Origin of the sequence: Mycobacterium sp. SMC-18 (assembly GCF_045310895.1) — a bacterium.
Taxonomy (GTDB): domain Bacteria; phylum Actinomycetota; class Actinomycetes; order Mycobacteriales; family Mycobacteriaceae; genus Mycobacterium.
In genome coordinates this window covers 1-23,609 of record NZ_JBJIAL010000058.1, presented here as the reverse complement: position 1 = coordinate 23,609, position 23,609 = coordinate 1, and the positions used below count along the sequence as shown (strand labels likewise).

Genomic DNA, 23,609 nt, shown 5'->3' with positions numbered 1-23,609 from the left:
CGGACTCGGCACCGACCGAATCAACTGGAACGGAGGTCGCCTGAAACAAGCCGATCCACAGGTATTGACAATTCCTCGTTGCAGGTTGTCCGTGACGACTCAGATGTCGCTCAATGGCGGGCTTGGCTGCGAGAGCACACTCCTGATCCGTGGCGACCTGGCGAATGGGACGCGCAAACGCTGGTGTTCTGCGGTGACGAACACAACCCACAAACTTTCGTGACGCGTTGCCCAGACTGCCGTGTGCTCACCACGCGCACGACTTACTGCGACTATTGCATGCGAAGACACCGGCAAGCCAAGCTGCGCGCCAACGGAACTGACGTGCCCGAGAAAGTGACGCGAACACGTAAGCAGCAGATGACGTTTCCGGATCGAGAACGGTGCGTCATCACGCGCGATGACCGGAGATGCCCGCGCGTCGCCGATACCAAGAGCCTGTGTCACTACCACTACTACCAATGGCATAAGCGGCAGCGAAGGATTCGGTCGGGCACTATAAGGGAGCCCAACGCGGTGGCCCAGTCGTTGAACGTGTGGATCGAGCACGGGGGGCCCCACTCGATTCCACCCCCGCTCGATCTAGCGGAGTGTCTTGTTGCGGCCTGCCAGCTGCCGGCTAAGACGTCACGAATTCCGCTGTGCTCGATCCACTATGGGCGCTGGGAGCGCGAACAATCCGACAAAAGCCACGCCGACTGGGCCCTGTGCGCTGATCCGGCGTTGAACGCTAATCAGTTCTGGCTAGGGCAACTGCCACCGTTGGTGATAGACGAGATCCTCTACGCGCTAGCGGTGCGCGATAGCAGAAACCGCAAGCTCAATCCGAGTGTGATCCGTTTGGCCGTCAACGGACTCGTCGAGTATGGGATCGAATCGTTTGCAAAGCTGACCGATAGCGAGGTAGCCGACATGGAGACCCGCCGCCTCACCCAGTCGTATCGATCAACGGTTTTCGAGTTCGCCCGCGATGTGCGGGAGGGGTTTCGGTCATTCCAGGGTGTCGACCTGAAAGGTCAACTGCATTGGGATCCCGTCGAGATCGGCCTTTCTCGTGACCCGTCGCCGCTACGGGGCACGCGACGCCGAAAGGGCGTCGACTTCACCCTCATCGAACAAGAATGGTTGCGCACAGCGGCAATGAACTACTGCCGCGATCTGACGACGACTACCTATCTTTACGATGCGTACAGAGCGGCGCTGTATGGCTCTGAAGTGTTGGGCAGACGACGGGACCGAGGATCGGATCCTTCTCAGCTCGGACAACGCGACGCTGACCGCGTCGCCAAACGGATGGCCGAGGAAAGCGATGCCGACGGCCGGCTGCTGAACCGCGCCTACCGGATGGCGAAATACAACGTATTCTTCAAGATCGTTGAAAGAGGTGTGCAACTCGAACTCATCACTGGTCTTCCCACAACGTTCGCCCGTTCCAAAAAGCACGTGTTTCACCAGGCCGAGCGGCGCAACCGTGAATCGAAGGACACCAAGGCATTACCGGACAGCGTGGTAAGAACTCTCGACGCGAATCTTGACCTATTGGCCGCTGGCCGACGTCACTACCTGATGACCGAACCCCAAGTAAGAGCCATGTTCCGCACCATCTATCTGTTGATGCGGGACACTGGTCGTCGACCGATCGAAATCTGCGCCCTCCGCACCGACTGCATCGGCGGAACCGCCGATGAACCCGTCTTGCGTTGGTACAGCTATAAAATGGGCCGACCGGGCCGCGATCTTCCCATCGAAGCTGCTCTGGCCCGAGAAGTCCAGGAGTGGCTGTCTGTGCGTGGAGCGCTGAGCATCCCAAAAGCCTCACGCCCGTGCCTGTTTCCGGCGGTGAGTGAGGTCGCGGCGGAGCCCCACCTTCATCCAAGGTATTTCGCTGCCACGTTGCGACTTTGGGTTCAAAGCATCCCGTTCATCGGGTCGGGCATCGTCGACTCCGACGGCAACGAGATTGATTTTGATCGGTCCAACATCTATCCCTACAGTTTTCGTCACACTTGGGCGCAACGGCACGCCGACTCGGGCACCGAGATCGAAGTCCTTGCCGAGTTGCTCGACCATGATGGCCTAGATACGGTCGGCGTCTATTACCGGGTCAGTGACAAACGCAAACGCTCGGCAATTACAAAGGTCGCCCAGCACACGTTCAACCACCTAGGCCAACCCCGCCCGCCGGTCGATGCATCGACCTACCAATTACGGTCGCTCGCAGTGCCGTACGGCAACTGCACCGAACCAGCCAACGTCAAATCAGGTGGCCAGACCTGCCCGATTCGATTCCAATGCTCGGGCTGCGGTTTCTACCGACCCGACGCCTCCCACCTGGTGGCCATCGAGCAGGAGATCCACGACCTTCGCAAAAACTATGAACACGCCCTCGCCATGGAGGTCGAACCCTACGTCCTGCAGTCCATCGACGGCCAAATCGCCAGCTACCTCCGCATCGTGGCGGAAATGAAGAAGAGGATCGACGCCATGAGCGAGGACGACCGCAACAACCTTCTCGAGGCGGCAACCATCATGCGGCGCATCCGCGCCGGGCAGCGCCCGCAGCTGAAAATTCAACCGGTCACTACATCCGAGGACCCCCGATGACGACCGCACCCGAACCCAGCCGTCAACGGCCCCCGCATCTGGCGGCCGCACAGCACAAGCACTCGCGTGACAAGCGGCAACGGGTGCGGGCCGCGCTGCAAGCCATGATCGACGAGGGCGCCACCGTCACCTTCGCCGCAGTGGCACGCCGCGCCGGCGTCTCACGATCGCTGGTTTATACACCCGGCGTCCGAGAAGATATCGATATCGGGCGGGCACAGCCGCTGCGGTCCATCCATCGACCCGCCGCGGCGCCCGTGCCTCGCACGGAGGTGCTGCTGTTGAAGACACGGAACGACAAGCTGCGCAGTGAGGTTGCCCAGCTTCGACGCGCTCTGCGCGAAAAGCTGGGCGCCGAGGTCGAATTCGGAGACGCGGCTTCGCTTCGACGCGAGATCGACGAACTCCACCACGACAACGACTCCCTGCGATCTCAGGTCACTGAACTCAACGCACGAGTCGAAGCTGAACGCATACAGCGCATCGAGGCAGAGGACGCGTTAAGCGCCTCACGTGAACTCGTCAAGAAGATGATCAGAGACGACAACTCCACCTGACTGCCACGCGTCCGGACAGTACCCGGATTCGTCATCCATGTCGCCGGGGTCTTCGCGGGAATCTGTACCGCGGCGACATATGAGATGCACACTGCTGCAGCTTCCGGGGCGTGCGGCAGGCCCGGGTTTCGGCCTGGCGGGCGAAACCGCAATTGAGTTTCAGCAGCCTCATATCCGCCCTGCGTTTCCTAGAACCGGCGCTTCGCGCAGCCGTTGCCGACGTCGTGCTACAGATGTAGCGACATTCTCGGCGCATCCTTGTCGGCAATACCGCGGGGGGAGCAGCCCTTTCGCCCCATGCACTGATGACTTAGCCCGTTATCGCGGCGAGCTGGCGGCTGTCGACAAAACTAGTCGGCCGTCGTCGAGTAGGACCGCCCATCTGCGGGCGGCCGGTACGATCATCTCGTCGCCGACGTAAACACCGTGGCCGGCGGTCGGCCCGAAGTCCTCGATAATGACCCTCGAACTTCATCGCCGGTGCTGGTGTTGACCAACACCGGCGTGTCGACGGCAAAACCCTTCGTTGGAGTTGCTTATCTGCTCTCTTTCGCCAAGATGTCGGGCGACCATGACCGGCCAGCCCGATCCGACAGGCCACGCAGCCGCGGCAGATTGCACGATCCGGGACCGCCACGTCGATGACATAAGGGTCTTGGAAGTCAGCGGAACGGTCGACACTCTCACCGCCCCGCAGCTCGAAACAGCGTTTCACCGCAACGGCCGCCTCCCCCCCGCGCGGTAATCGTCGACCTCAGCGCCGTGGACTTTCTGGCCTCCGTCGGCATGGGACTACTGGTGCAAGCCCACTGACCTGGCCCCGCGAATCGGATTCGCCGTCGTGGCCGACGGTCCGGCCACCAGCCGCCCGATGAAGCTCACCGGTGTCACCAACATCGTGACCGTGGTCCCTACCCTCGACGAGGCAGTCGCCGCAGTCGCCGCAGTCGCCACATAACTCTCGACGGGCATCGTGGCACGAGCATTTCGCGGTGAAATGGTGGGTGGTCATCTAGGGTCTTGTCTTTCGCTGCCGGCAGGCGGGGGTCAACAGGATTACTCCTTCGAGCCGGTTGGGGTTAGATTCCAGCCGTATCGCGCGCTGTTCATTGGCTCTTGGGTGGAGCCGCCAGCTCGGCGAATCCTTCCTTTATGCCTGGACGTCGAAAAAATCGGTCGACATGACGGCTTTGGGCGTGTCACCCTCGATCGCTGTGAACCAGGATTCCGACCTTTGCGCGAGCAACCCCGCCATGGTGGAAGCCGAGTACCGACAACGCGTCGAACGTCACCGCAGCCAGGCGCGCTCCCGCTACCGCGAACATCTGACGGATATGTTCGACCAGCTCGGTGTCGCAGTTCCCGATGAACTCGCCGATGCGACGCTGGACGCGCTGACCGTGTGGCGCTACATCGACAGCGGAGCCCGCTGCCATTGTTCCTGCCATCCTCGACTGCCAGAAAGCGATCTGCACGACTACGGATTCGATTGTCCCTGCTCACGCACACCCGAGGCCCGTCGTCACGCCGTGAACCAGTGGCGCGAGAGCATTGCGCGGTTCTGGCAATCGCCTGAGGGCCAACGGATCACCGCCGCGGAGCAGGCCGCCGACGCCGAACTGCAGGTCTGGCTCGCACGGCAGCCGGGCGTCCTTGTGCACAGCCACGGCGGCCTGGCTCCCGAACAGTGGCGCGGTGAAATCGATGGTCATAGCTTCTATTTTCGCGAGCGCCACGACCAGTGGTACATCGAGCTCAATCTACGACCGAGCGGCCGTTTCGTTCGGACTGTGACCGGCGCTGGCGACGACGGCGCGATCCGATACCACGAGCGCGAGTTGCAGGGGGGCGACGTCATCGCCACCGGCACCACCGACACCGAAAACTATGGGACAACACCCCTGGAGCGAGCACAGTTCATCGTGGACATGATCCGCACCCACCTCACCCGACGGGAGTGCATCCATCACCTCGACGCCCTGACAGCGATCCAGGCCGCGCTCGGCACACCACCCCGCTGGTGCCCCGCGTGCGGCATCCGACTGCCCTCGCCGTGAGCCGCCGCGAAGTGCCCTTTGGGGGTCTATTGGGGGATGCGCTCGTGAGGCAAGCCGTGGTGGACCCGTTGTGTGGCAGTTGGATACAGCCCCGTGGGCACCGGCGTTACCTCATCAGATTGTCACCGGGTGGCCGACAGAATGTCACCCGGTGGTCGACGTGTTGAGGTGGTTGGCCCATCTCGGGTAGCTACCGACGCTGCGCAGCAGCGGCGAGGCCAGCGCGGCGACGATCTGCTGAGGATTGTCGCCGAGGTCTTCCAGGGAGGCTTCGGTCACCCGTTCATACAGGTCTGCGGTGTAGACCGTGCCTCGCTCGCCGAACCTTTCCTCAGCCAATGTCAACGATTGTGCGCCGCGCAGCCCGTTCATCGACAGTGCTAGGCGCCAGCTGCCGGTGAAGCCCCAGCGCCGGGACACCGCTGCCGCGAGCCGGGCGAGCAGACTCAAGTGACCGAGGATCAGCGCTTCGAACACAACGGAGGCATCCGGGGGTGGCGGCATCACGTTGCCAAACGACCAGGTGGCCACGGCGCGTTCGGAAGCCAGGATGAGTCGTCCGGATTCGGTGAAGACGACTTCGGCGGCGTACTCCTTGCCCTCGAATCGGGCGCCGTTCGCCATTCCGGTGGTGACCGCGACTCCGTCGGCGCGCCGGGCGAAACCGCCGGCTTGGGCTAATGTCGGCGCGTACTGCTGGTGTTCACGTGTGACGGCGGCGTGGATGAGTTCGATTGCGGTGGAGGGCCATTGCGGATCTTCGGTCAACGCTACCAGCATCTCCTCGGGTGCCCCGAGGGGGTCGGCGACGGCCACGAACAGTGGGGCGTCGGCGCCGACGAGGTCGGTACGGATCGCGCTGGCCTCGGCGCGCAGGTCGCGCCGGTCGGCGAGGCGACGGTCCAGTAGTCGTACCACCTCGGTGTTGGACAGCACGCGGTTGGTCTTGTCACCGCGGCCGTAGTAGCGGCCGTCGGCCATGTGTGGTGCTCGCGGGGAGACCGGGATGTGCACGACGAGATAGCCGTGTCCGGGGCGGGTGGTGGATTCGATTTCGGTGGTGCGGATCTGGACGGCTTCCTCGACCCGCATGCGGGCGATCTGCTCGATGCGTTCGGCCAGCCCGTCCAGCGCGACTGGTGACAGGCTCGGCGGTGAGGTGTCCTCGTCGACTCCGATCACGATGATGCCGCCGTCGAGGGCGAACGCGGCGATGTCGTTGGCCAACTTCTTGTTCGCCGAGTTTCCCGACTCGAGTTCGCGTTTGATGTCGAGACGGTGGGTCTCTTCCAGAAGCCCGTTGCGGGCGCAGTGCGCCAGCTCCTGTTCGGTGCGCGGATCCCAGTTCAGCGGTAGAGACTTGGGCGGCTGGTCGTTGTTCATCGGTACTGGATGTTGGCGCTGGCGAAGTACCGGTCGAACTGTGAGCTGGGGCCGTGGACCAGGCTGTCGAGGAGTCGGGCGCGTCGGGCTTCGGGCTCGGTCACCCGCATGCCGATGATGCCTTTGCCTTTCTCGCTGATTGGTTGGCCGCTAGGCAGCTCGCCGCGGTGGCCGTCGACGCTGAGGAGCAGGTCGCGGTGAATCACCACGCCGTGGTAGCGGATGTCGAACCAGTGACCGTAGATCTTGTTGTCCGGGAATCCGCCGGCCTGCGACCACGCCTCGGTCCATGGCTGCCCGTCACGGTGGTCTTTGCCCCAGGCCAGGGTGATGGCGGCGTCGTCGTGGAACACGTACACGTTGTGATGGCCATCGTCGGTGACGACGTCGGTCACCTCCGTCCAGTGCTCCGGCAGGCTGTTTTCCACGGTGTCCAGGATCGTCAAATAATTCATCGTCAATTCTCCCAGGTGTTTTCGTCAGGTGATCGGTATTGCTCTGTGGTTGATGGTCCGGATCGCCGCGAGGCGGTCAGGTACCGAGTTGTTGGCGCAGGGCGTCGAGGTCCTGTTGCGCGAGGTCCAGGATTTCGGCCGCCGCCGGCGGGCAGTACCTGATCGCCTTGTCGTTTTCGACGATAACCAGGTGGGTGTCGCCGGCGAGGATGAAGTGGGCCTTCTTACCCTTCTTGTGGGCAGCGCACGGGCGTTCGTGGTTGGTGCGCGGGGTTTCGACGCGGATGTGGCGCAGGACCGCTTTGGTGGTAGGCATGCCGACTCCTTCAGGGCACGGTGCGGGGTGTTACCCGCGTGGGGACAATTGGGTTTGCAGGGTGTCGCGGACGGTGTCGGCGATGTCGTCGATGCGCTCGAAGATGGTGCTCATCTGCTCCCGGGTCCACTCCGCTCGTGTGTTGTTGTCCATGCCGACGGCTTCGTTGATCGCGGCGTGCAGGAGACGGATGACGATGGCCGAGTTGTGTTGGCGGCGTCCGCCGGTCACGGCCATGAGCTGGTGACCGCGGTGGGGCAGACCCAAGTCGGACAGGACGCGGTTGGCCACCGACTTGGTCCGTTCGTTGACCCGGGTTCTCGCCGATTGCCGTTGGCGCTGCGGAGAGACCGGAATCGGTTGCGGGGCAGGCGCCGCGGCGGCCGCCTGTTGGGCCATCAGTTGCTCACGCAGGCGCTCGCGGTCGACCAAGGTGGCCAGTCGAACCCCGGGGGCGACTTCGCGGTTGAGGATCTCGTCGAGGACCCGGTCATCGGTGGGGTCGAGGTAGGTGTGCTCGACGAAGTCAGTGAGGATCTCGTTGTCGACGAGCATGCCGTCGTCGAAGCGGCGAGCGCGCGGCTCGCCATCTCCGTCGCCGTCCCCGTCTGCGTCGGTGTTGCCGGCCACCCAGCCGTGCACCAGAGCTTGGTCGTCGAGATCGAGTTCGCGGAACTCCGCCCAGCGGGCGTCATTGTTGAGCCCGACGTGGGAGATGATGTGGCCCTGGTTGTCGGGGTGCTCGGGGGCGCCTTCCTGCACGACGCGCATGACCCGTCCGACGAACTGGATGTAAGGTGCCAGGCTGCGGAAGGGGCGGAAGATCGCCGCGACGCTGAGGCGGGGGTGATCGAAGCCTTCGCCGAGCATCTGCACCTGCACGATGCAGTCCAGCTGTCCTTGGCGCAGCCGCTCGATGACGGCGTCCTGGTCGTCCTCATCCATGTCGGAGTGGATTTCAGCGGCACGGTACCCGCACTCGTTGTAGAGCGCGGCGACCTGACGGGCGTGGTCGACCGAGCACGCCGCGGCGATGATCTGGTGCTGGATGCCGGTCTGGGCGCGCATGCGGTTACACGCCTGGATGCTGGCTTCCACGATGTGGCGGTTGCACTCGGTGCTCAGCGCCACACCGCGGCGAAACCACGCTTCCTCGCGCAGCTGTAGAACTTCGTCGAGGGTGTGGCGGCGGGTGTCGTCGCGGTAAGTGAAGTAGAGCTCCGCGGGCGCGACGTTGCGGGAGTGGATCTGCTTGATGTAGCCGGTGATCATCGCCCGGGTGAACGGGTACCGGTAAACGACCTCGCCATGCAGCTGCTGCTGATCAGACCGAAACGGCGTCGCAGTCAGGCTGACGACCTTAGCGTTGGGGAAGCGGCGGAACACCTTCTGCCAGCTCTCAGCCGCGGCGTGATGTCCCTCGTCGACCAGAATCATGTCGAAGAAGTCTGCGGGAAACTGGGGCAACCAGCGGTCGGCTTGGCTGGCCAGCTGCTGGATGTTGCACACCACGAAATCGCTTTCGATCGCGTCGTGGATGTTGGCGTTGGGCCCGTCGAGCACCGCCATCCAGGGCCCGGCGGTGAAGTCCGACAGCACCCGGCACTTGGTCCAGAAGCATTGCGGGCTGGTGATATCCACCGCGTCGGCGACGCCTTTGCGGATGGTCAAATTCGGGGTAATCACCAGCGTGCGGCCGCGCGCGATACCGAATGGCAGCGTGGCCATGATGCCGGTCTTGCCGCACCCGACGGGGATCTGCACGATCGCCGGCGCGGCGTTGGCGGCGAAGTGCTCACGCACCGCGCGGTGGGCGTCGCGCTGCGGGTCGCGCAACGCGGCATTGGCTTCAATGTCGGCGTTGGCGGTGGCGAACACACTGCTGTCGGCGCCGGCCGCCGCGGCCTCTTGGGCGCGGCGGTACTGCAGCCGAAACGGCTCCAGGTCAGCGCGCCGGTAATAGCGGTAGTCACTGCCGGGGCGCCGCAACGCGGGCAAGGTGCCGTCGCGATCCCAGCGCCGCAACGTCTGGGCGGACACCCCGAGATAAGTCGCCGCCTCCGCCACCCGCAGAAAGCCCTCATCAACCATAGGGATTATTATACAACATTAATCAACCCTCACAAGATTCTGGTATGGTGGGCCGCAGCAGTACGGTGCCGCCGCCTCTCAGCGGTGCGGACCGGGGCGGATCTTCGAAAGCGAGGTCGTGATGGGAACCAACAAGCGTGTCGTTCAGCACCGCGACGACGGCAACTGGGAGATCCGCAAGCCGGGTGCTGCCCGGGCGAGCAAGGTGGTGAGCACCCAGGCCGAGGGCATCGCTCGGGCCCGCACCATCCTCGGAAACGACGGCGGCGGCGAAATGCAGGTGCGGGCACGCAACGGCACCATCCGCGCACAGGACACCATTGCACCGGGCAACGACCCGCGTCGGTCCAAAGGCTGACCCCACCGTCTGCGACCCGAAGATCCCTCCGTCCAGGTCTTCGCCACGGCCAGCGACCATCCCCGGGCGGATGGAGAAGGAGATCGAAATGCGGATCGGATTGGACGCGTTGAGACGCGCCATGGAGGAGCCCTGCCGGATCGAGGCGGTGCTCTACGCCCGACCCAGCGCGGCCGGCCCGACCTGGACCCGCAGCTATCTGAAGTCGCCCCGGTTGCCAGTGGCCCACATCGAGCACTGTTTCGCGGATCGGTTCGACAGGCTCGCCCCGCTCCCGGCCGCCCGTGCCGCCGACTACGACACCTGCCTGCACTGGCCCACCGGCTATCCCGAGGGGGCCCAACGCCTCATCAATCTGCTCAAAGAGGTGCTCGTGCTGCCTACCGAGGACGACCACCTCGATCTGGCGGTGACACTGGACTGGTACAAGATCCTCGACCCGACGGTCGCCTCGACTGACTGGGAAAACACCGTAGCCGGCGGTTTGGTCCAGAAGGCGAAATATTGGGTCAGCAACCCGCGGATCCAAAGAGCGTCGGCGAACCGGCTCATCGAGCTGCTGTCGGAGGTGGTCGAACGCCATCCCGCGTTGCGGGCTGCGCCGTTTGTCGTGTCGGTCCCGGGTTCCAAGGGTGACGGCAACTCCGTCGGTGAGTACATCGCCGCCGGTGTCGCCGAACAGGCCGGCAAGACGCTGATCAGCACCACCGGACCGGCGCGGGAACCCCGAAAAGGCGGCGGTGCCGCCGTCGGCCTGGACGGACAGTTCGTGCTGCCCGCCATGGTCGAGGGCGCCTGCATCGTCGTCGACGACGTGTATAAGTCTGGGATGACCATGCGCGCAACGGCGCTGGCCGCCCGGAAGGCCGGCGCTACGGCGGTGTACGGAATCGCGGCCGCGAAGACCATCAGTGGCTGAGCAGGCAGCGTTCGACGCGAACCTGCGGGCGCTGGTGGCGTTGGAGCGCTACCGCACGCCCGCCAAGACGATCGCCGCCTTGCTGCAGGCCGGCAAAGACTTGGTGAGCCGGGAATGGGACGTCCTGGACACCAGCACGCGAGACACACTGTCCCGCCAGGCCGATGACCTCACGCAGCGGGGCGTGGTGGCGATCAACCTCGACGACGGTCGTTTTCCGTCATCGCTGATCGTCAATGGGCGCCCGGTCGTGGCGACGCTGTTCTGCTCGGGCGATCTCGATCTGCTCACCACGCCGTCGGCAGGCATGTGCGGATCACGCAGAGCCACCCCGCTGGGACTCAAGGCCGCCCGTGCCTGCGGCGAGGAAGTCAGCGCGCGTGGCCTGGCGGTCGTGTCCGGGTACGCCAAAGGTGTCGACACCGAGACTCATCTGGCCGCATTGGACCGCGGCGGCACCACGGTGATCGTGCTGGCTGAGGGAATCAACCGGTTCCGCATCAAACGTGACTTCACCAAAGCCTATGACCCACAACGCATTCTGGTCGTCTCCCAATTTCATCCCGCACAAGCGTGGGCGTCGTACGCGGCGATGGCGCGCAATCACGTGATCTTCGGCCTCGGCCGAGCGTTGGTCGTCATCGAGGCCGGAGACAAAGGCGGCACCCTGGCCGCCGGCCGTGACGCGCTCAAACGTGCTCGGCCGGTCTTCGTGCTTAACTTCGGCGACGAGACGCCGGCGGGCAACCGGTTGCTGATCGAGGCCGGCGCACGTCCGGTGCGGTCGCGGGAAGAACTGGGCCAGGCTCTGGATGCTCTGGGGGAGGAACCTCAGCAGGGCCTCCTGCTGTAACTCCAACAGCCCGGTAATTGCGTGTCCAAATATGCCGATCCGATAAGTCGGTGGTAGGTTGCGGATACCGACCTGAAAGGGAGTCCCGGATGGACGACTTCGCTGACCCGCCGGTGAGTGCGACCGCGATGCTGCCGGTGGTGCGCCCGCATCTGCCGCGCTTGGGCGAGATTTTGCACAGTGCCTGGCGTGACTATCAGCTGCTGCGCGACCAGCCTGATTCTTCTTTGGGCCGGGCGGGGGCGGCGACTCGGGCCATGCTGGTCACCGACTTCGTGCGCGCCCCGGCGCACCGGTTGTTCGCCGGTGTTGCCGGAGCGGCGGTGGCCGATCGCTACGGCCGCCCGTGGGTCAGCCTTCAGGGTGGCCGCGTGCAGCTGCGGTTTAAGAGGCTCACCGCGCAGCTGCGGGTGTGCCCGTCAGACACCGAGCGTCAAACCCGCCTGGCCTATCACCTCGGTGATCCCTGCTTGCCAGGTGCGCCCGAAGCCACCATCCTCACCGCGGGCTACGTCGTGGACGATAGCGGTACGAGGCTGGCCGGCACCCATCTGGTCTGTCACCTCGGTGAGGAGCCGTTGTACTCCTTCGCCCTGCCGCGAAGCGCCACGACGGCGCGTCAGCTCCCGCTGGTTCCGTTGTCGGCGCCGATCATCCGGTCGGCACGCACCGTGGTGCGTGAACGCCTCGACGGTCAGTCAGGAGTTCGGTGAGCGAGGTCGTCGCTCATCCCCGCCTGGTATCGCTGGTGCGCGAAGCGCGGGGGTGGTCACAGACTGACCTCGCCGAAGCCGCCGGCGTCAGCCAGGGTTTCGTCTCCAAAGTTGAATCCGGGTTGCTGGATTTGCGCGGAGAGCACCTCACCGCGGTGGCGGCCGCGCTGGATTGCCCCCCGCAATTACTCGTCGACGACACCCCCGTTCAGGGGCTGGAAGTCACCTGTCTGCACCATCGCCGACGCCACTCCAAAATGACCGCGGCGACCAAGCGCCGCATCGAGGCGATCACCCACCTGACCCGGGTCTCGGTGGAGGGCCTGCTGCACGGCATCGAGATCGTGCCGCAGGCGCGGCTGGAGCGCATGGACATCGACGAGTTTGGGACGCCGGAAACAGTGGCGCGGGAGCTGCGGATCCGGTGGCGGGTCCCGTCGGGTCCGATCGCCAACGTGGTGGGACTGCTGGAAGCCGTCGGTGTGATCGTGGTGATGCGCCCGCTGGGCACTACGGCACAGGATGCCGTTTCGACCTGGCCGCACGACCCTGATCGCCCCCCCATCATGGTGCTCAATCGTGGACTGCCCGCTGATCGACAGAGATTCACCACCATGCACGAGGCCGGGCACCTGGTCATGCACAGCGTGCCCGGTGACTATCAGGAACGCGAGGCCGATCGGTTCGCCGCGGAGTTCTTGGCACCTGCAGACGAAATCGTGCCGCTGCTCACGGGTTTGACCACCGCGGAGTTTCCCCGATTGATGCAGCTGAAGGCGCAGTGGGGGATCTCGATCGCGGCGTTGATCCGCCGCGCCTATGACCTCGACCTGATCTCTGAGCGCCAGTACCGGGAATTCCAGATCAAGCTGGGGCGGTTGGGTTGGCGCACAGTCGAACCGGGCACGTTGCCCGGTGAGACTCCGCGGACCCTGAACTCGGTGATCGACGTGCACGTCACCGACCACGATTACTCGGTGCACGATCTCGCGCGGGCAGCGGTCATGACCGACGACGCATTCACCCGCAACTACCTGGTCGGTCAACATGATTCACCCCGCACCCGACTGAGAGTGGTGGCGCCATGACCGACATTCCCGGCGATACTGAACTGCCGGCATCGTCGCCGCCGTGCCGGATCTCTGCCCGCCCGCTTGCGGGATTCACCTCAGACCTGCTGGTGCAGGCCGAGTGTCATCGCACCGTCGCGGCGACCTCGCTGGTGCACACACACGGCGTGGGCGTCGTGTACGCGGTGGACCCGCAGCGGCGCGCGTATGCCCGGCCCGACGCGGCGGGGGCGATCCACTACACCCGCAAACACGCCCCGCACGCCGACATCCTCATCGACGCCAGCCTCTACACAGGAAAGAACCGCAAGTTCGCTTCTGCTGCCCCGCAGCGAGACTGGATCAGCTTCCAGCACTATCACGGTCTGACGTGGGCCCTGACCGATTCGGGATACTGCGCTGACGGTGATCTCGGTGGTCTGACCGCCACGCTGCAACGCGGTGCCGCCTTAGGTCCGCGGGTCATCGTGGCGCTGCCGCTCGCCGGCAGTTGGGTGGTCGACGAAGCCAGCACGGTCAAAGATCTGATCGATAGACACTCCACGCCAGTGGCGCTGATGGTCGAAGACGAGAAGGACCCGTTCGACCAGCCCGGCGCCGTCAAGGGCCTCGTCGAAATTTTGGGCGCCGAGACCCCGGTGCTGTTGCTGCGCTCCGATGCCGCCGCACTGGGCGCGATAGCCCACGGCGCCGCGGGAGCCGCCGTGGGCACCACCTCGACCTACCGGCACATCTACCCACTTCGAAACGGGGGAGGAGGCGCGCAAAATCTCTCCTTCTTCATCCCTGCGCTGCTGGGCTACTTCCTCAACAGCCGCTTCGAGAACAGCTACCGCCTAGATCCGAGCTTGCCTGCCTGGCGGTGCGACTGCACCTACTGCGCCGGTGGCGACCTGACTTGGATCGCCTCTGATTCCGTCCCGGCCGACGCGGCGTTCAAGCACTCGGTGGCCGCACTGGGCGACATCGGCGCCGCCCTGACCGCCGCGGTCTCTGCGGGGCTGTCGGCGCCGGCGGCATGGACCCAACTGTGTCTACAAGCCCAACTGGAGCACTTCACCGTCAGTGAGGCCACTGACGGGCTGTGGCTTCCCAAAGACTCACTGGCGCAGTGGGTTCGGGTATCGCCGTCGGCTGTAGGAGTCTGACACACCCGACGGCCAGCGCGTGCGCCAGCAGACGTTCCTCCCAGTACCGCGTGGCGACAATGCGCGGCGCCCGCCGGGTGTCGTGGTCGCCACGCACCAACACCTCGGGGTCACCGTGCTGGCCGACGTAGACAACGCCGACCCCGGCATAGTCGGCTTCTGACAGTCTGATCGTCGCAGGCCGCTTCCCGGTCAACACGCATCCGGCGCCGAATCCGCGCAGCTGGCGCGCCGCGGTGACCGCCTGCCGCCACGGCGCCGACGAGGCCACCCCCACGATCTGCAGCGGTGCCGGCGGCGCGCCGCCGGCACCGGTAGCCGACTCCCACCGCGACAATGTTGGCCGATCCAGAACCGGGCCGACCCCCCCGGCCAGGCGATCGTCCAACGCCGCCGACCACCGGATCAGCGGATAACCCCGGCATCCCGACAGTTCGGTAACCGGCAGCGCCACCACGGTACCGACGATGCTGGCCACCGCACGCTCCACCACAGCCAGCTGCGCATCCTGTGTCTGCGGTGTCACGTCAGCACCAAGCATCGGGCCATCCTGCCTGACGTCCTTGCCAGCCGCCGCGCCGGGACCGTCGGTCATCGCCGGCCAGTCCTGGGCCCACGAACACGCTCAGCGGCGAACACCCGCAGATCGACACCGGTGGTAGTGAACGCGACCCAACCACCCACGGCGATACCCGCCTGATCAAGCAGTGACGCCGGCAGCGTGAGCTGGCCGCTGTCTGAGACTTTGCGGGCGCGTCGAGGGTCCCTGAGGCCATACCCAGGAATCGGCTCGTCGGTGGAGCGGATGACCAGTACGCCTCGGTCACGGCGAGAAGCGCTGACCACAACCCACGATCCCGGCCGCACTCCGACCCGCACCGACGTTCGGGTGGGAATGGTCACCCGACGCAGGCTACTGACTTGGCGCGGCCCAATCGGCATCGATGTCATCCTGATAAAACTAGCATTTAAGGGCTAGAAAGCGTTGTAGTGACGCGTGTTAGCGCAGTAATGCCCGGACACGTGTGTTGCGGTCGAACGCCACTGGTGAAGAGCTTCACCGTCGCGGATAGCGCCGGGGTGCTATATGGCGGCGGACCCCGCAGTTGTGACTTCTTACGCTTCGTGAGCAATGTTGACCTGCGAACTGTTGAGTTGCGTGTTGTCTCAGAACTCGACCGCCGGGGGTCCGTCCCACGTTCGTGACCAATGTTCGATCTTCGCGAATTGCTGACCGCAGCAGCTGACGTGAGCCGATCGCATCTCGGTGAGCTTTCCGCGCCGCGCCCGATGATCCGCCGCAGGTGGGCCTAGCGGGTGCCGGGGATGAACAGAAATGTGGACGTGCTTGCAGCATTGGCCAGGCGATCGACGAGGGTGCCAGTCCTCCCGTCGAGCGGCAGTACAAGTCGGCGTTTCCGACGTCGTTTGCGGGGGCAACATGGCGGCTAAACTGTACTCTGCGGTACATTATCCGCAGGCCGCCCGACCGTAGGCAGATTACGATGCACTATGAGCAGCGCCATTCGCCAGCCTTAATGGAGGTAGTCGGTGGCGTCGTGGTCAGGCGGCACTCAGCACGGGTCTGTGACCGCTGTTCGTTCCGAGTCGGAAGGGTTTGCCATCGTTTCGCTGACCTCAGTGGCAATTGTTTCGGTCGTCGCCTTACTCTCGCCGCTCAGTGTGCGGGTGTTTCGGCTGCCAATGCCGGCGATCGTGCTCGAAATCCTCGTAGGGGTCATCGTCGGTCCGCAAATGCTTGGCTGGGTGCGCATGGACGACGCGCTTCAAGTGTTGTCGACGATCGGCTTGAGTTTCCTACTCTTGTTGGCCGGACTGGAAATTGACGTCCAGCATCTAAGGGGACCACTCTTGCGCCGCGCCTCGGGGGCCTTCGTGGTGTCGTTCGCTCTCGCGGCATTAGTGGGTGTCACGCTAGGCCTAGTGGGGCTCACTCGGTCACCGGTGCTGGTGGCTGTGATCCTGTCGGCAACCGGGCTGGGAATCATCCTCCCGGTTCTGAAGGACGCGGGAGTTGTGGAATCCCGAGCCGGTCAAGTGATCGTGGCCGGTGCGTCCATTGCCGAGATCGTGCCCATAGTGCTTCTTTCCCTATGGTTTTCAGAAGACACGTCGGCCGGCGTTGGCGCCAGGCTCACGCTGCTGGCGGCGTTTCTCGGGTTCACAGCTGTTGTTATCGCCGTCGTTCTCGGCCTGGAGCGCGCCCGCACGTTCTGTAAGACGCTGCTCGATCTGCAGGACACCACCGCCGAGATTCGGGTCCGCGCAACTGTGGCCTTGCTCTTGGTTTTCGCGTCTCTGGCCACAGCTTTCGGACTTGAGTCAATTCTGGGGGCGTTCCTCGCCGGAGCGGCATTAACCTTGCTGGACCGCGACGAGGACATGACACACAGCCATTTCTATACGAAGCTGCATGCCGTCGGCTTTGGCGTCTTCATCCCATTCTTCTTCGTTGGGACCGGGGTGTCGCTCGACGTCCGAGCACTCATCGACCACGTGCCCGCCCTGGCCAACGTCCCCATCTTTCTCGTCGCCCTTCTCATCGTTCGAGCCGTACCGGCCGTCTTGTACCGTCCGTTGCTCGGCGGTGGGCGCCAGGTCTTGGCGGCGGGACTGTTACAGGCCACGTCGCTGAGTATCCCGGTGGTGGCCGGAGGAATTGGTGTGGAACTTGGGCTCCTGCAGCCGGCCAACTACGCCGCGCTAGTGGCCGCCGGGCTACTGTCAGTCATCGTGTTTCCGCGTATGGCTATATTCCTGCTGGCGAGCCGAAGGAGGAAAGAGCCGGCTCCATCGGACATCTGCACAGGAGACACCTCGCCCTGACCACTGGCTGTCATTAGGTCGAAAGCGGTCGGTAAGGTCGGAAGAAGTTGCGTAGTTCGTCCGCGTAGATGTCGGGTTCCTCGAACGGCGCGAAGTGGCCTCCGCGTGGCGGATGGCTGATCCATACCGTGTTGGCGGTGCGGTGCAGCCAGGCCTCGGGTGGGGTGAGGATGTCGGCGGGGAACAAGGAGAAGCCGGAAGGGACATTGACCCGACGTGTGTGCTGATTGAGCGGGATGTGCGCGTTCGCGTGGTAGATGCTCATCGAGGATCCGATGGTGCCGGTGAGCCAATAGATGGTGACGTTGGTCAGAATTTCGTCCTTGGTGAAACTTCCCTCGATGTCGCCGTTGCAGTCGCTCCAAGAGCGAAATTTCTCGACTATCCAGGCGGCTAGGCCGCTGGGTGAGTCGTTGAGGCCGAAGGCGGCGGTGTCAGGTTTGGTGCGGTGCATGGCGGCGTAGGCGCCTTCGGTGTTGGTCCACGACGTGACCGCCGTGAGCCAGGTCCGCTCCTCGTTCGTGAGATGGCCGTCGGCGGCGCCTGCCGGCATTCCGGCGTCGAGGCGATGCAGTGCGGTGACTCGGTCGGGGTGATTGAGGCTGAGGTAGCGGCACACGCCGCTACCGATGTCGCCGCCTGCTGCGCCGAAGCGGGAGTACCCGAGGTCGGTCATGAGCTGAGCCCAAAGATCGGCGACGGCAATGGAGTTGAGCGGCGTGCCGGTGGGCTGCATTGAGTAGCCGAACCCTGGCATGTCGGGTACGACGACATCGAAGGCGTCCGACGGGTCGGCGCCGTGGGCCCCGGGGTCTGTCAAGAGCGGAATGACCTTGGTGTATCGCCAGAATGAGTCTGGCCAGCCGTGGGCCAGGAGTAGGGGCATGCTTGGGCGCCCACCGGCCGTCCTCGCCTTGATGTGCGCGTAATGGATTGAGGCACCGCCAATCTCGGTGTGGAAGCGTGGTACTTGGGTCAGTGCGTGTTCGTGATTCGGCCAGTCGTATTCCTCGGCCCAGTATTCGACCAGCTCGCGCATGTAGGAAAGACTTGCCCCGAGCGACCACCCGGTGCCCGCGGTACTGGCCGGCCAGCGGGTCGCACGCAAGCGTGCGCGCAGGTCGGCCCACTGGATCGTCGTCGGCGGTGTGACGAATGGTCGCGGTGCAGGGTCGGCGGCCGATGACAGCGCACGATTACCGTCGGTCGCGGGCGAGGAGCTATTCATCGCTAATCGGTTGGGGCTTTATGCAACGTCGCAATCTTGCAGGTATGCAGTGGGCAGGAGCTGATGCGGTCATGAGTCCGTGTGCGGATTGTCGTGTGTTCGCTTAGGGGTGGTCGTCCAGGCGCGGAACGTGTCGAGCAGGCGTTCTCGGAAGCCTTCGTCGAGTTGATCGGGCTGAACCCGCCCGAGGGTGTTGAACGTCGACCGGAACTGTTCGACGTAGTTGACGCAGCCATCACATTCCAGCAGGTGCGCGTCAAATCTGGCGGTGACGTCGGGGTCGAGCGCGCCGTCGAGGTAGTCAGTGACCAATTCGACGAGTTGTTCGCAGATGAACCGCCCCAGGTTTTCCGCCGCTGCTATACGGGTTGACGCTCTCGGTCGAGGGCGCTGTAGTGGGCGTGCTCGTACTCGGTTGGGCTGACCATGCCGAGACTGGAGTGCAGTCGGTTCTCTGGGGGTCTGGCCTGAAGCTCGTGCGAATCTCCGGTGTTTGTGCAGGTCCCGCGGCTGTTCGTTGAAATTATCGTGCGCTACAGGTGTTGTGCAAGCGTTTCGTTCGGGTGTGTTATCCGGTTGGCCGGGACGAATTGAGTCCTGTCATCAGTTCGCGGTTCGCGGCGCGGGCGGCGGCGAGGTCCTGGTCTCGTTGTTCAAGTTGTAGCCGCTGGTCGACGACTTGCTGTTCGAGCGATACGACGCGTTGTTGGAGCTGGTCGATGTCGGTGGGTGCGCCGAGTCCGGTTGCGCGCCAGGCTTGTTCGCCGAGCAGTTCCGATAGTCGTGTCTCGAGTTGTTGGGTGCGTGCGGCCATGCGGGCGCAGCGTTGCTGCGCGGCGAGCAGGTCGGCTTGAAGTGAGGCGCGGGTAACGGAGGGCCCTATGTCTGGTTTGTCGGGTGGCTCGGTTTCGGCGGCGTGGATGCGTTCGAGTAGGTCGCGGTGGCGGTAAAGGAAGGTGCGGTCGACCCCGGCGCGACGAGCGATGTCGGTGACGCTGAGTTCGGTGCCGTCGGTGATGGCGTTGTCGAGCGCGCTGAGGACACGTTGGCGGCGGCGGGTGGAGTCGGCCCGACGTCCCTGGATCATCGCGTCGACGGCGGCTGTGTTGGTGGTCATGTCGTTCTCTCCGGGCGTAGGTCGGGCGGGGTGTGGCGGGTACGGGGCATGCCGAGGGTGACGCTGCGGTGTTGGCGTGCAAGGGTGACGGCTTGCTGAAGTTGTTGGCGTTGTTCGGGTTCGAGTTCGTCGAGGCCGTGGCTGATCTGGTCGATCAGGCGGCGGATCCGGCGGATTTCTTCGTTCGAGGGCATCGCATCGGCGCGTGCCCAGTCATCGAGTTCGGTGGTGGCGAGTAGGCGTTCGCGGGTGCGCAGCAAGTCGTCGAGGTAGGCGTGCAGGTCGGGCAGGTAGGAGACGTCGGTGCGGAAGTGGTCGCAGCCGGCGCAGCGGAAGCGGAACGGGCAGGCGCCGCCCCCGGCTTTGACGTTGGAGGGTTCGGCGCAGACACCGAACGGGACGGCGACCTGACCGACGGCGCGTCGGGCGTGTTCGGAGGCCAGCAGCGCTTGGGCTTGTCGCCAGATGCGGTTACCGTGGCGGTCGAACTGCATCGCGGTGACGCGGTCGATGGCTTCGCGGCGGCGGGTTTCGCCGATGCGGTAGTAGCCACTGGTGGTTTGTAGTTGGCGGTGCGACATCAACTCGCGTAGCACTTCGACGGGAACACCGGCGTCGGCGTGGCGTTGGGCGTAGCTGTGCCGGTAGCTGTAGAGCACGATCTTGGATTTGTCGTATTCGACACGGTCGACGTTGTGCAGGACGGGCATCGCATCGACCCACGTGCGGTGGGCGAACGCGACAGTAAATGGGGTGATCGCGCGGCTCCCGTCGGGATTGCGGCGGTTGGTGGGCAGCAGCTTGAGTTCACCGACCGGGGTGTGTGGATAGCGTTGGTGAACCCGTTGCTGCTGGGCGATGATCACGGTGGCGGTCTGCTCGGTGATGGGCAGCCGCTGGGCGAGCCGGTTGGCTTTGTGGTTGTGATAGACCAGCACGGGTAATCCGTCGTCGTCGCGGGTCAGGCAGTCGAAGTTCAGGGCGCAGATTTCCTCGGGACGCCGGCCGGTGTCGATGGCCAACTCGACGGCGGTGCGTATCTCCGGCGAGGTCAGTCGATCCAGGTGTGCGCACAGCTGGGCCATGATTTCCGGCGGTAGGTCGCGATTGGGTTCTCCTGGTTCAGGTTCGGCGGGGATGTCGCTGACCGCGATCGCGAAGTCCTCGCCCAGGCCCGCGGCTAGCCGGTCGGGTCGGGTCAACCCCATGGCCCGGATTCGGGTCAGCACGGCACGGACCTCACGGCAGGCCCGGATGCGGGCGTCGTCGCTGATCTGCCCGACCGATTCGAGGTAGGCCAACCGGTGCAGGAATGCCTCCATGTCGGTGCGGCCTAACGCTGCCGGGTGTTCACCGCGGTCGGTACGCATCCGCAGCGACTCCGACAACCGTGTCAGGCAGCCGATATGGTGGCGCACCGACAAGCCGGCACTGGTGCGCCGCCCGGCCCGAACACGTCGTTTCGGCAGATCGTCGGCGGCCCATCTTTTGGCCGCCTCCCGCAGCCAGTGCTGGCTGATACCGGTGAACGATAGGGTGCCGCTGTGCCCGAACACCGCCAGCTCCCAAACATCGGTGACCACTTCGGTTTCCGGGGTAGACAAGACGCGGCGAGCGTGGCCGGCCAGGCAGTTGGCCAGGCCGGTGAATTCCAGATCGCGGTCCTCGCCGATGGTGTAGTCAGCCAGCGAGGCCACCCGCTGGGCGCGGATGTCGTTGACCAGCACCCGTAGCACCGCATCATTGGTCTTGACCGCGTTGATCCGGCAGCGCTGCTGCAACCCCGCCAGCAGCTGCGCCACCACCAACGGACTCAACCCACGCAGGCTCACCTCACCGCCGCGCCCTATCGCTGATTCGGTAGCCTGCCAACATGATTCGTCGAGACCCGGGTCCTGCTTCCGGAGGCTGCGCAGCCGTTGCTGGTGGGCATCGCAGTAGAGCCCGGCAGGATGGCGGCGCTGCCGGACGCAGGCCTGGACCGAGCAATCAGGCAGCAGCGGAAGCGGTTTCACCGTCTGATGCGTGAGAAACGCCGAGAATCCGACTCCTGGCATGCGGCGCTTCTGTTCGGCATGCGCCGAGCACAACCCCGACCGCAGCGACAGCCATTCCCGCGCGCAACCGTGCACCCGGCAGCGTTCCGGACCGCGGCGCTGACTGCGCCGTTCCCGAGGCGGCAGTGCGGCGACCTCAGAGGCATCGAGCCCGTTCTCGATGAGCCGTTTGCGGCACACACCACAGATTCCCGCCGCCCCGGTCGCGGTCGTCGCGCAGCCCTCGGCGCGGCAGATTCGGCGCCCCAGCAGCGGATGTTGCGGTGCGAACACCAGGATCTGCCGGGCAGGATCCCAGCCGGCCTCGGCCAGGAAGACCGGGTCGACCACGGCAGCGATCCGCCCGACGTGGTGGTCGATCGGCCTGCCCGCGAACACATACTCCCCGGCAGGGGCGCCTGGTACCGGTGCCAGCGCCAGCGCCTGCGCCTGCGCCTGCGCCTGCGAAACACTCACCGGTCGGTCCCGGCGAACTCACGCGGGCTGGCAACCCGATCGACGGCCTCACGCAGCCGGCCCGGATCGGGGTGCAGGTAAACCTGCGACGAACTCATCGACGCGTGACCCATCAACGTGGCGATCTCATCCAAACCGCTACCCGCATCAGCCAGATTGCTGCCGAACGCATGGCGCAGACGATGCGGCGTGACATGCTCAATCCCGGCCCGCCGCGAGCACGCGGTGATCACCTCATTGATCGCGTCCGGGCGCATCGGCGCCCCGATAGGTTCCCGAAACAGGTTGACCAACAAGAAATCCGACTCACCCGCCCGTGGCACAGCAAGCCGCTCGAACTGGTAGCCGTCGAACCCCTGCACCACCAGGAAATCCAGCGGCACCACCCGCTGGCGGCGGGATTTGGCCCACGCGCCATTCGGATTATCCCGGCGCACCACATGCAGGTGAGCCCGCGGGAACACGCAGCCCAGCACCCGCGAGTCGGCCAGCAGATGAACATCGGAGCGCCGCAACCCACACAACTCGCCGCGGCGTAGCCCGCCACGAGCCATCAACAACACGATCAGCCGATCCCGCGCCGACCGACAAGCCCGCACCAACGCCACGATCTCGGCATCGCTGGCCCGGTCCACCGCCGCCTCCGGCTCATGCAACCGATGCCGCGCCCGCATCCGCCAAGCCACATGGTGGTCCTCGCCGCGAGCCTGCGCCGGCAGATCACTCGCATCGGCCAGCTCGTAGATCAACCCCAACAGCTCGCCCGGCGCCTGCCCGGAGGTCACTGCGTGGGCGACGAACCCCCGCACCGCGGTCAGCACACCGTTGATCCGTCGGGCCTCACGTACCGGTTCCGCCCCCGGACCCGCCAGCACCTGCCCACCCACCACAGGATCGACACCACTGGCCTGCGGCCCGGCGTGGCGCAGCCAGATGATGAACAACCCCAGCGCTGCCACCCCGTCATGCCAGTGCCGGCCGCTACGAGCGCACCAGCGCAGGAACAACGCGATACCACCCGCATACGACCTGGTAGTCAGCTCCGAGCAGTCACGGCCGAATCGGACATGCCGTAAGAACGCATCCGCTTCGGCCACCACCACCAAATCCTCATCGAGCACCGTCCAATAACGCGCCCCCGACGGCAACTTCACTAGAAACGCCCGCACCCCGATCTCCTTTCGCAGCAGGCAGCTTTACCACTACCAGCCACGAGCACCACACCCCAGGAGATCTGTTGCAGAACCGGCCCGTGTCGCCGAGCTACGCAACGTCACGCAACAGTCTGACCAACCCCAGAAAAAGCCTTCGGTTGTTGTACCACTCGACCCAGGCTGCTGTCGCGTACTCGACGTCGGCGATGGTCCTAAACGGCCCCGG

The 23,609-nt window shown here is 64.8% G+C and carries 21 protein-coding genes; 11 read left to right on the top strand and 10 right to left on the bottom strand.

The features are described 5' to 3' along the window. From ACJH6J_RS27930 to ACJH6J_RS27915, 4 genes are all read left to right on the top strand, one after another. On the top strand, positions 1-223 hold a 223-nt coding region (locus ACJH6J_RS27930), incomplete at its 5' end, for a hypothetical protein (RefSeq protein ID WP_406803091.1). A 293-nt stretch (positions 224-516) separates the two neighbouring features. Continuing rightward, entirely contained in the window at positions 517-2,604 is a 2,088-nt protein-coding gene (locus ACJH6J_RS27925; RefSeq protein WP_181029268.1) for a site-specific integrase, read from the top strand. Further along, positions 2,601-3,161 carry a DUF6262 family protein gene (locus tag ACJH6J_RS27920; RefSeq protein WP_103799476.1) on the top strand — a complete coding sequence of 187 codons (561 nt, stop codon included), beginning with the start codon at positions 2,601-2,603 and terminating at the stop codon, positions 3,159-3,161. The genes ACJH6J_RS27925 and ACJH6J_RS27920 overlap by 4 nt, the downstream gene beginning before the upstream one ends. 1,181 nt (positions 3,162-4,342) lie before the next feature. Further along, positions 4,343-5,218: a hypothetical protein gene (locus tag ACJH6J_RS27915; protein ID WP_258045173.1), complete on the top strand. Its 876-nt coding sequence runs from the start codon at positions 4,343-4,345 to the stop codon at positions 5,216-5,218. Positions 5,219-5,362: 144 nt separating this feature from the next. On the opposite strand, the gene ACJH6J_RS27910 is transcribed toward ACJH6J_RS27915, so the two are convergent. The 4 genes from ACJH6J_RS27910 to ACJH6J_RS27895 form a co-directional block, all read right to left on the bottom strand. Further along, a complete protein-coding gene (locus tag ACJH6J_RS27910) occupies positions 5,363-6,601 on the bottom strand; it encodes a helix-turn-helix domain-containing protein (protein WP_103799474.1) in 1,239 nt (412 codons plus the stop codon). Then, positions 6,598-7,056, bottom strand: a complete 459-nt coding sequence (locus tag ACJH6J_RS27905; protein ID WP_103799473.1) for a hypothetical protein — start codon at positions 7,054-7,056, stop codon at positions 6,598-6,600. The genes ACJH6J_RS27910 and ACJH6J_RS27905 overlap by 4 nt, the downstream gene beginning before the upstream one ends. A 76-nt stretch (positions 7,057-7,132) precedes the next feature. Next, on the bottom strand, positions 7,133-7,372 hold the full coding sequence (locus tag ACJH6J_RS27900; RefSeq protein WP_103799472.1) for a hypothetical protein: 240 nt from the start codon (positions 7,370-7,372) through the stop codon (positions 7,133-7,135). Positions 7,373-7,402: 30 nt separating this feature from the next. Beyond that, positions 7,403-9,463: a DEAD/DEAH box helicase gene (locus ACJH6J_RS27895; RefSeq protein WP_103799471.1), complete on the bottom strand. Its 2,061-nt coding sequence runs from the start codon at positions 9,461-9,463 to the stop codon at positions 7,403-7,405. A 121-nt stretch (positions 9,464-9,584) separates the two neighbouring features. Here ACJH6J_RS27895 and ACJH6J_RS27890 point away from each other — a divergent pair, with 121 nt between their 5' ends. From ACJH6J_RS27890 to ACJH6J_RS27865, 6 genes are all read left to right on the top strand, one after another. After that, positions 9,585-9,821: a DUF2188 domain-containing protein gene (locus tag ACJH6J_RS27890; protein ID WP_103799470.1), complete on the top strand. Its 237-nt coding sequence runs from the start codon at positions 9,585-9,587 to the stop codon at positions 9,819-9,821. Positions 9,822-9,909: 88 nt separating this feature from the next. Then, a complete protein-coding gene (locus ACJH6J_RS27885) occupies positions 9,910-10,740 on the top strand; it encodes a phosphoribosyltransferase (protein WP_142394589.1) in 831 nt (276 codons plus the stop codon). After that, entirely contained in the window at positions 10,733-11,593 is an 861-nt protein-coding gene (locus ACJH6J_RS27880) for a DNA-processing protein DprA (protein ID WP_103799468.1), read from the top strand. Before ACJH6J_RS27885 ends, ACJH6J_RS27880 begins: the two co-directional genes overlap by 8 nt. Positions 11,594-11,682: 89 nt before the next feature. Then, complete coding sequence (locus ACJH6J_RS27875) at positions 11,683-12,306, top strand: hypothetical protein (protein WP_103799467.1); 624 nt, start codon at positions 11,683-11,685, stop codon at positions 12,304-12,306. Then, positions 12,303-13,394, top strand: coding sequence for an ImmA/IrrE family metallo-endopeptidase (locus ACJH6J_RS27870; RefSeq protein WP_103799466.1), 1,092 nt, complete (start codon positions 12,303-12,305; stop codon positions 13,392-13,394). Before ACJH6J_RS27875 ends, ACJH6J_RS27870 begins: the two co-directional genes overlap by 4 nt. Continuing rightward, a complete protein-coding gene (locus tag ACJH6J_RS27865; protein ID WP_103799465.1) occupies positions 13,391-14,524 on the top strand; it encodes a hypothetical protein in 1,134 nt (377 codons plus the stop codon). The genes ACJH6J_RS27870 and ACJH6J_RS27865 overlap by 4 nt, the downstream gene beginning before the upstream one ends. Here ACJH6J_RS27865 and ACJH6J_RS27860 read toward each other — a convergent pair. Beyond that, positions 14,439-15,050: a hypothetical protein gene (locus tag ACJH6J_RS27860; RefSeq protein ID WP_406803089.1), complete on the bottom strand. Its 612-nt coding sequence runs from the start codon at positions 15,048-15,050 to the stop codon at positions 14,439-14,441. The two genes, ACJH6J_RS27865 and ACJH6J_RS27860, sit on opposite strands and share 86 nt — an antisense overlap. 1,061 nt (positions 15,051-16,111) lie before the next feature. Between ACJH6J_RS27860 and ACJH6J_RS27855 the strand changes: the two genes are divergently transcribed. Further along, positions 16,112-17,371 carry a cation:proton antiporter gene (locus ACJH6J_RS27855; protein WP_219819104.1) on the top strand — a complete coding sequence of 420 codons (1,260 nt, stop codon included), beginning with the start codon at positions 16,112-16,114 and terminating at the stop codon, positions 17,369-17,371. Positions 17,372-17,384: 13 nt separating this feature from the next. On the opposite strand, the gene ACJH6J_RS27850 is transcribed toward ACJH6J_RS27855, so the two are convergent. The 5 genes from ACJH6J_RS27850 to ACJH6J_RS27830 all read right to left on the bottom strand — a co-directional run bounded on the left by ACJH6J_RS27850 (position 17,385) and on the right by ACJH6J_RS27830 (position 23,398). Further along, complete coding sequence (locus ACJH6J_RS27850) at positions 17,385-18,599, bottom strand: epoxide hydrolase family protein (RefSeq protein WP_103799463.1); 1,215 nt, start codon at positions 18,597-18,599, stop codon at positions 17,385-17,387. A gap of 69 nt (positions 18,600-18,668) precedes the next feature. Continuing rightward, positions 18,669-18,911, bottom strand: a complete 243-nt coding sequence (locus ACJH6J_RS27845) for an anti-sigma factor family protein (protein ID WP_406804861.1) — start codon at positions 18,909-18,911, stop codon at positions 18,669-18,671. Positions 18,912-19,167: 256 nt separating this feature from the next. After that, entirely contained in the window at positions 19,168-19,716 is a 549-nt protein-coding gene (locus ACJH6J_RS27840; RefSeq protein WP_226519162.1) for a DUF6262 family protein, read from the bottom strand. Then, positions 19,713-22,229 carry a tyrosine-type recombinase/integrase gene (locus ACJH6J_RS27835; RefSeq protein WP_406803088.1) on the bottom strand — a complete coding sequence of 839 codons (2,517 nt, stop codon included), beginning with the start codon at positions 22,227-22,229 and terminating at the stop codon, positions 19,713-19,715. Before ACJH6J_RS27835 ends, ACJH6J_RS27840 begins: the two co-directional genes overlap by 4 nt. Then, positions 22,226-23,398: a site-specific integrase gene (locus tag ACJH6J_RS27830; RefSeq protein ID WP_226519167.1), complete on the bottom strand. Its 1,173-nt coding sequence runs from the start codon at positions 23,396-23,398 to the stop codon at positions 22,226-22,228. Before ACJH6J_RS27830 ends, ACJH6J_RS27835 begins: the two co-directional genes overlap by 4 nt. Positions 23,399-23,609 lie beyond the last annotated feature (211 nt).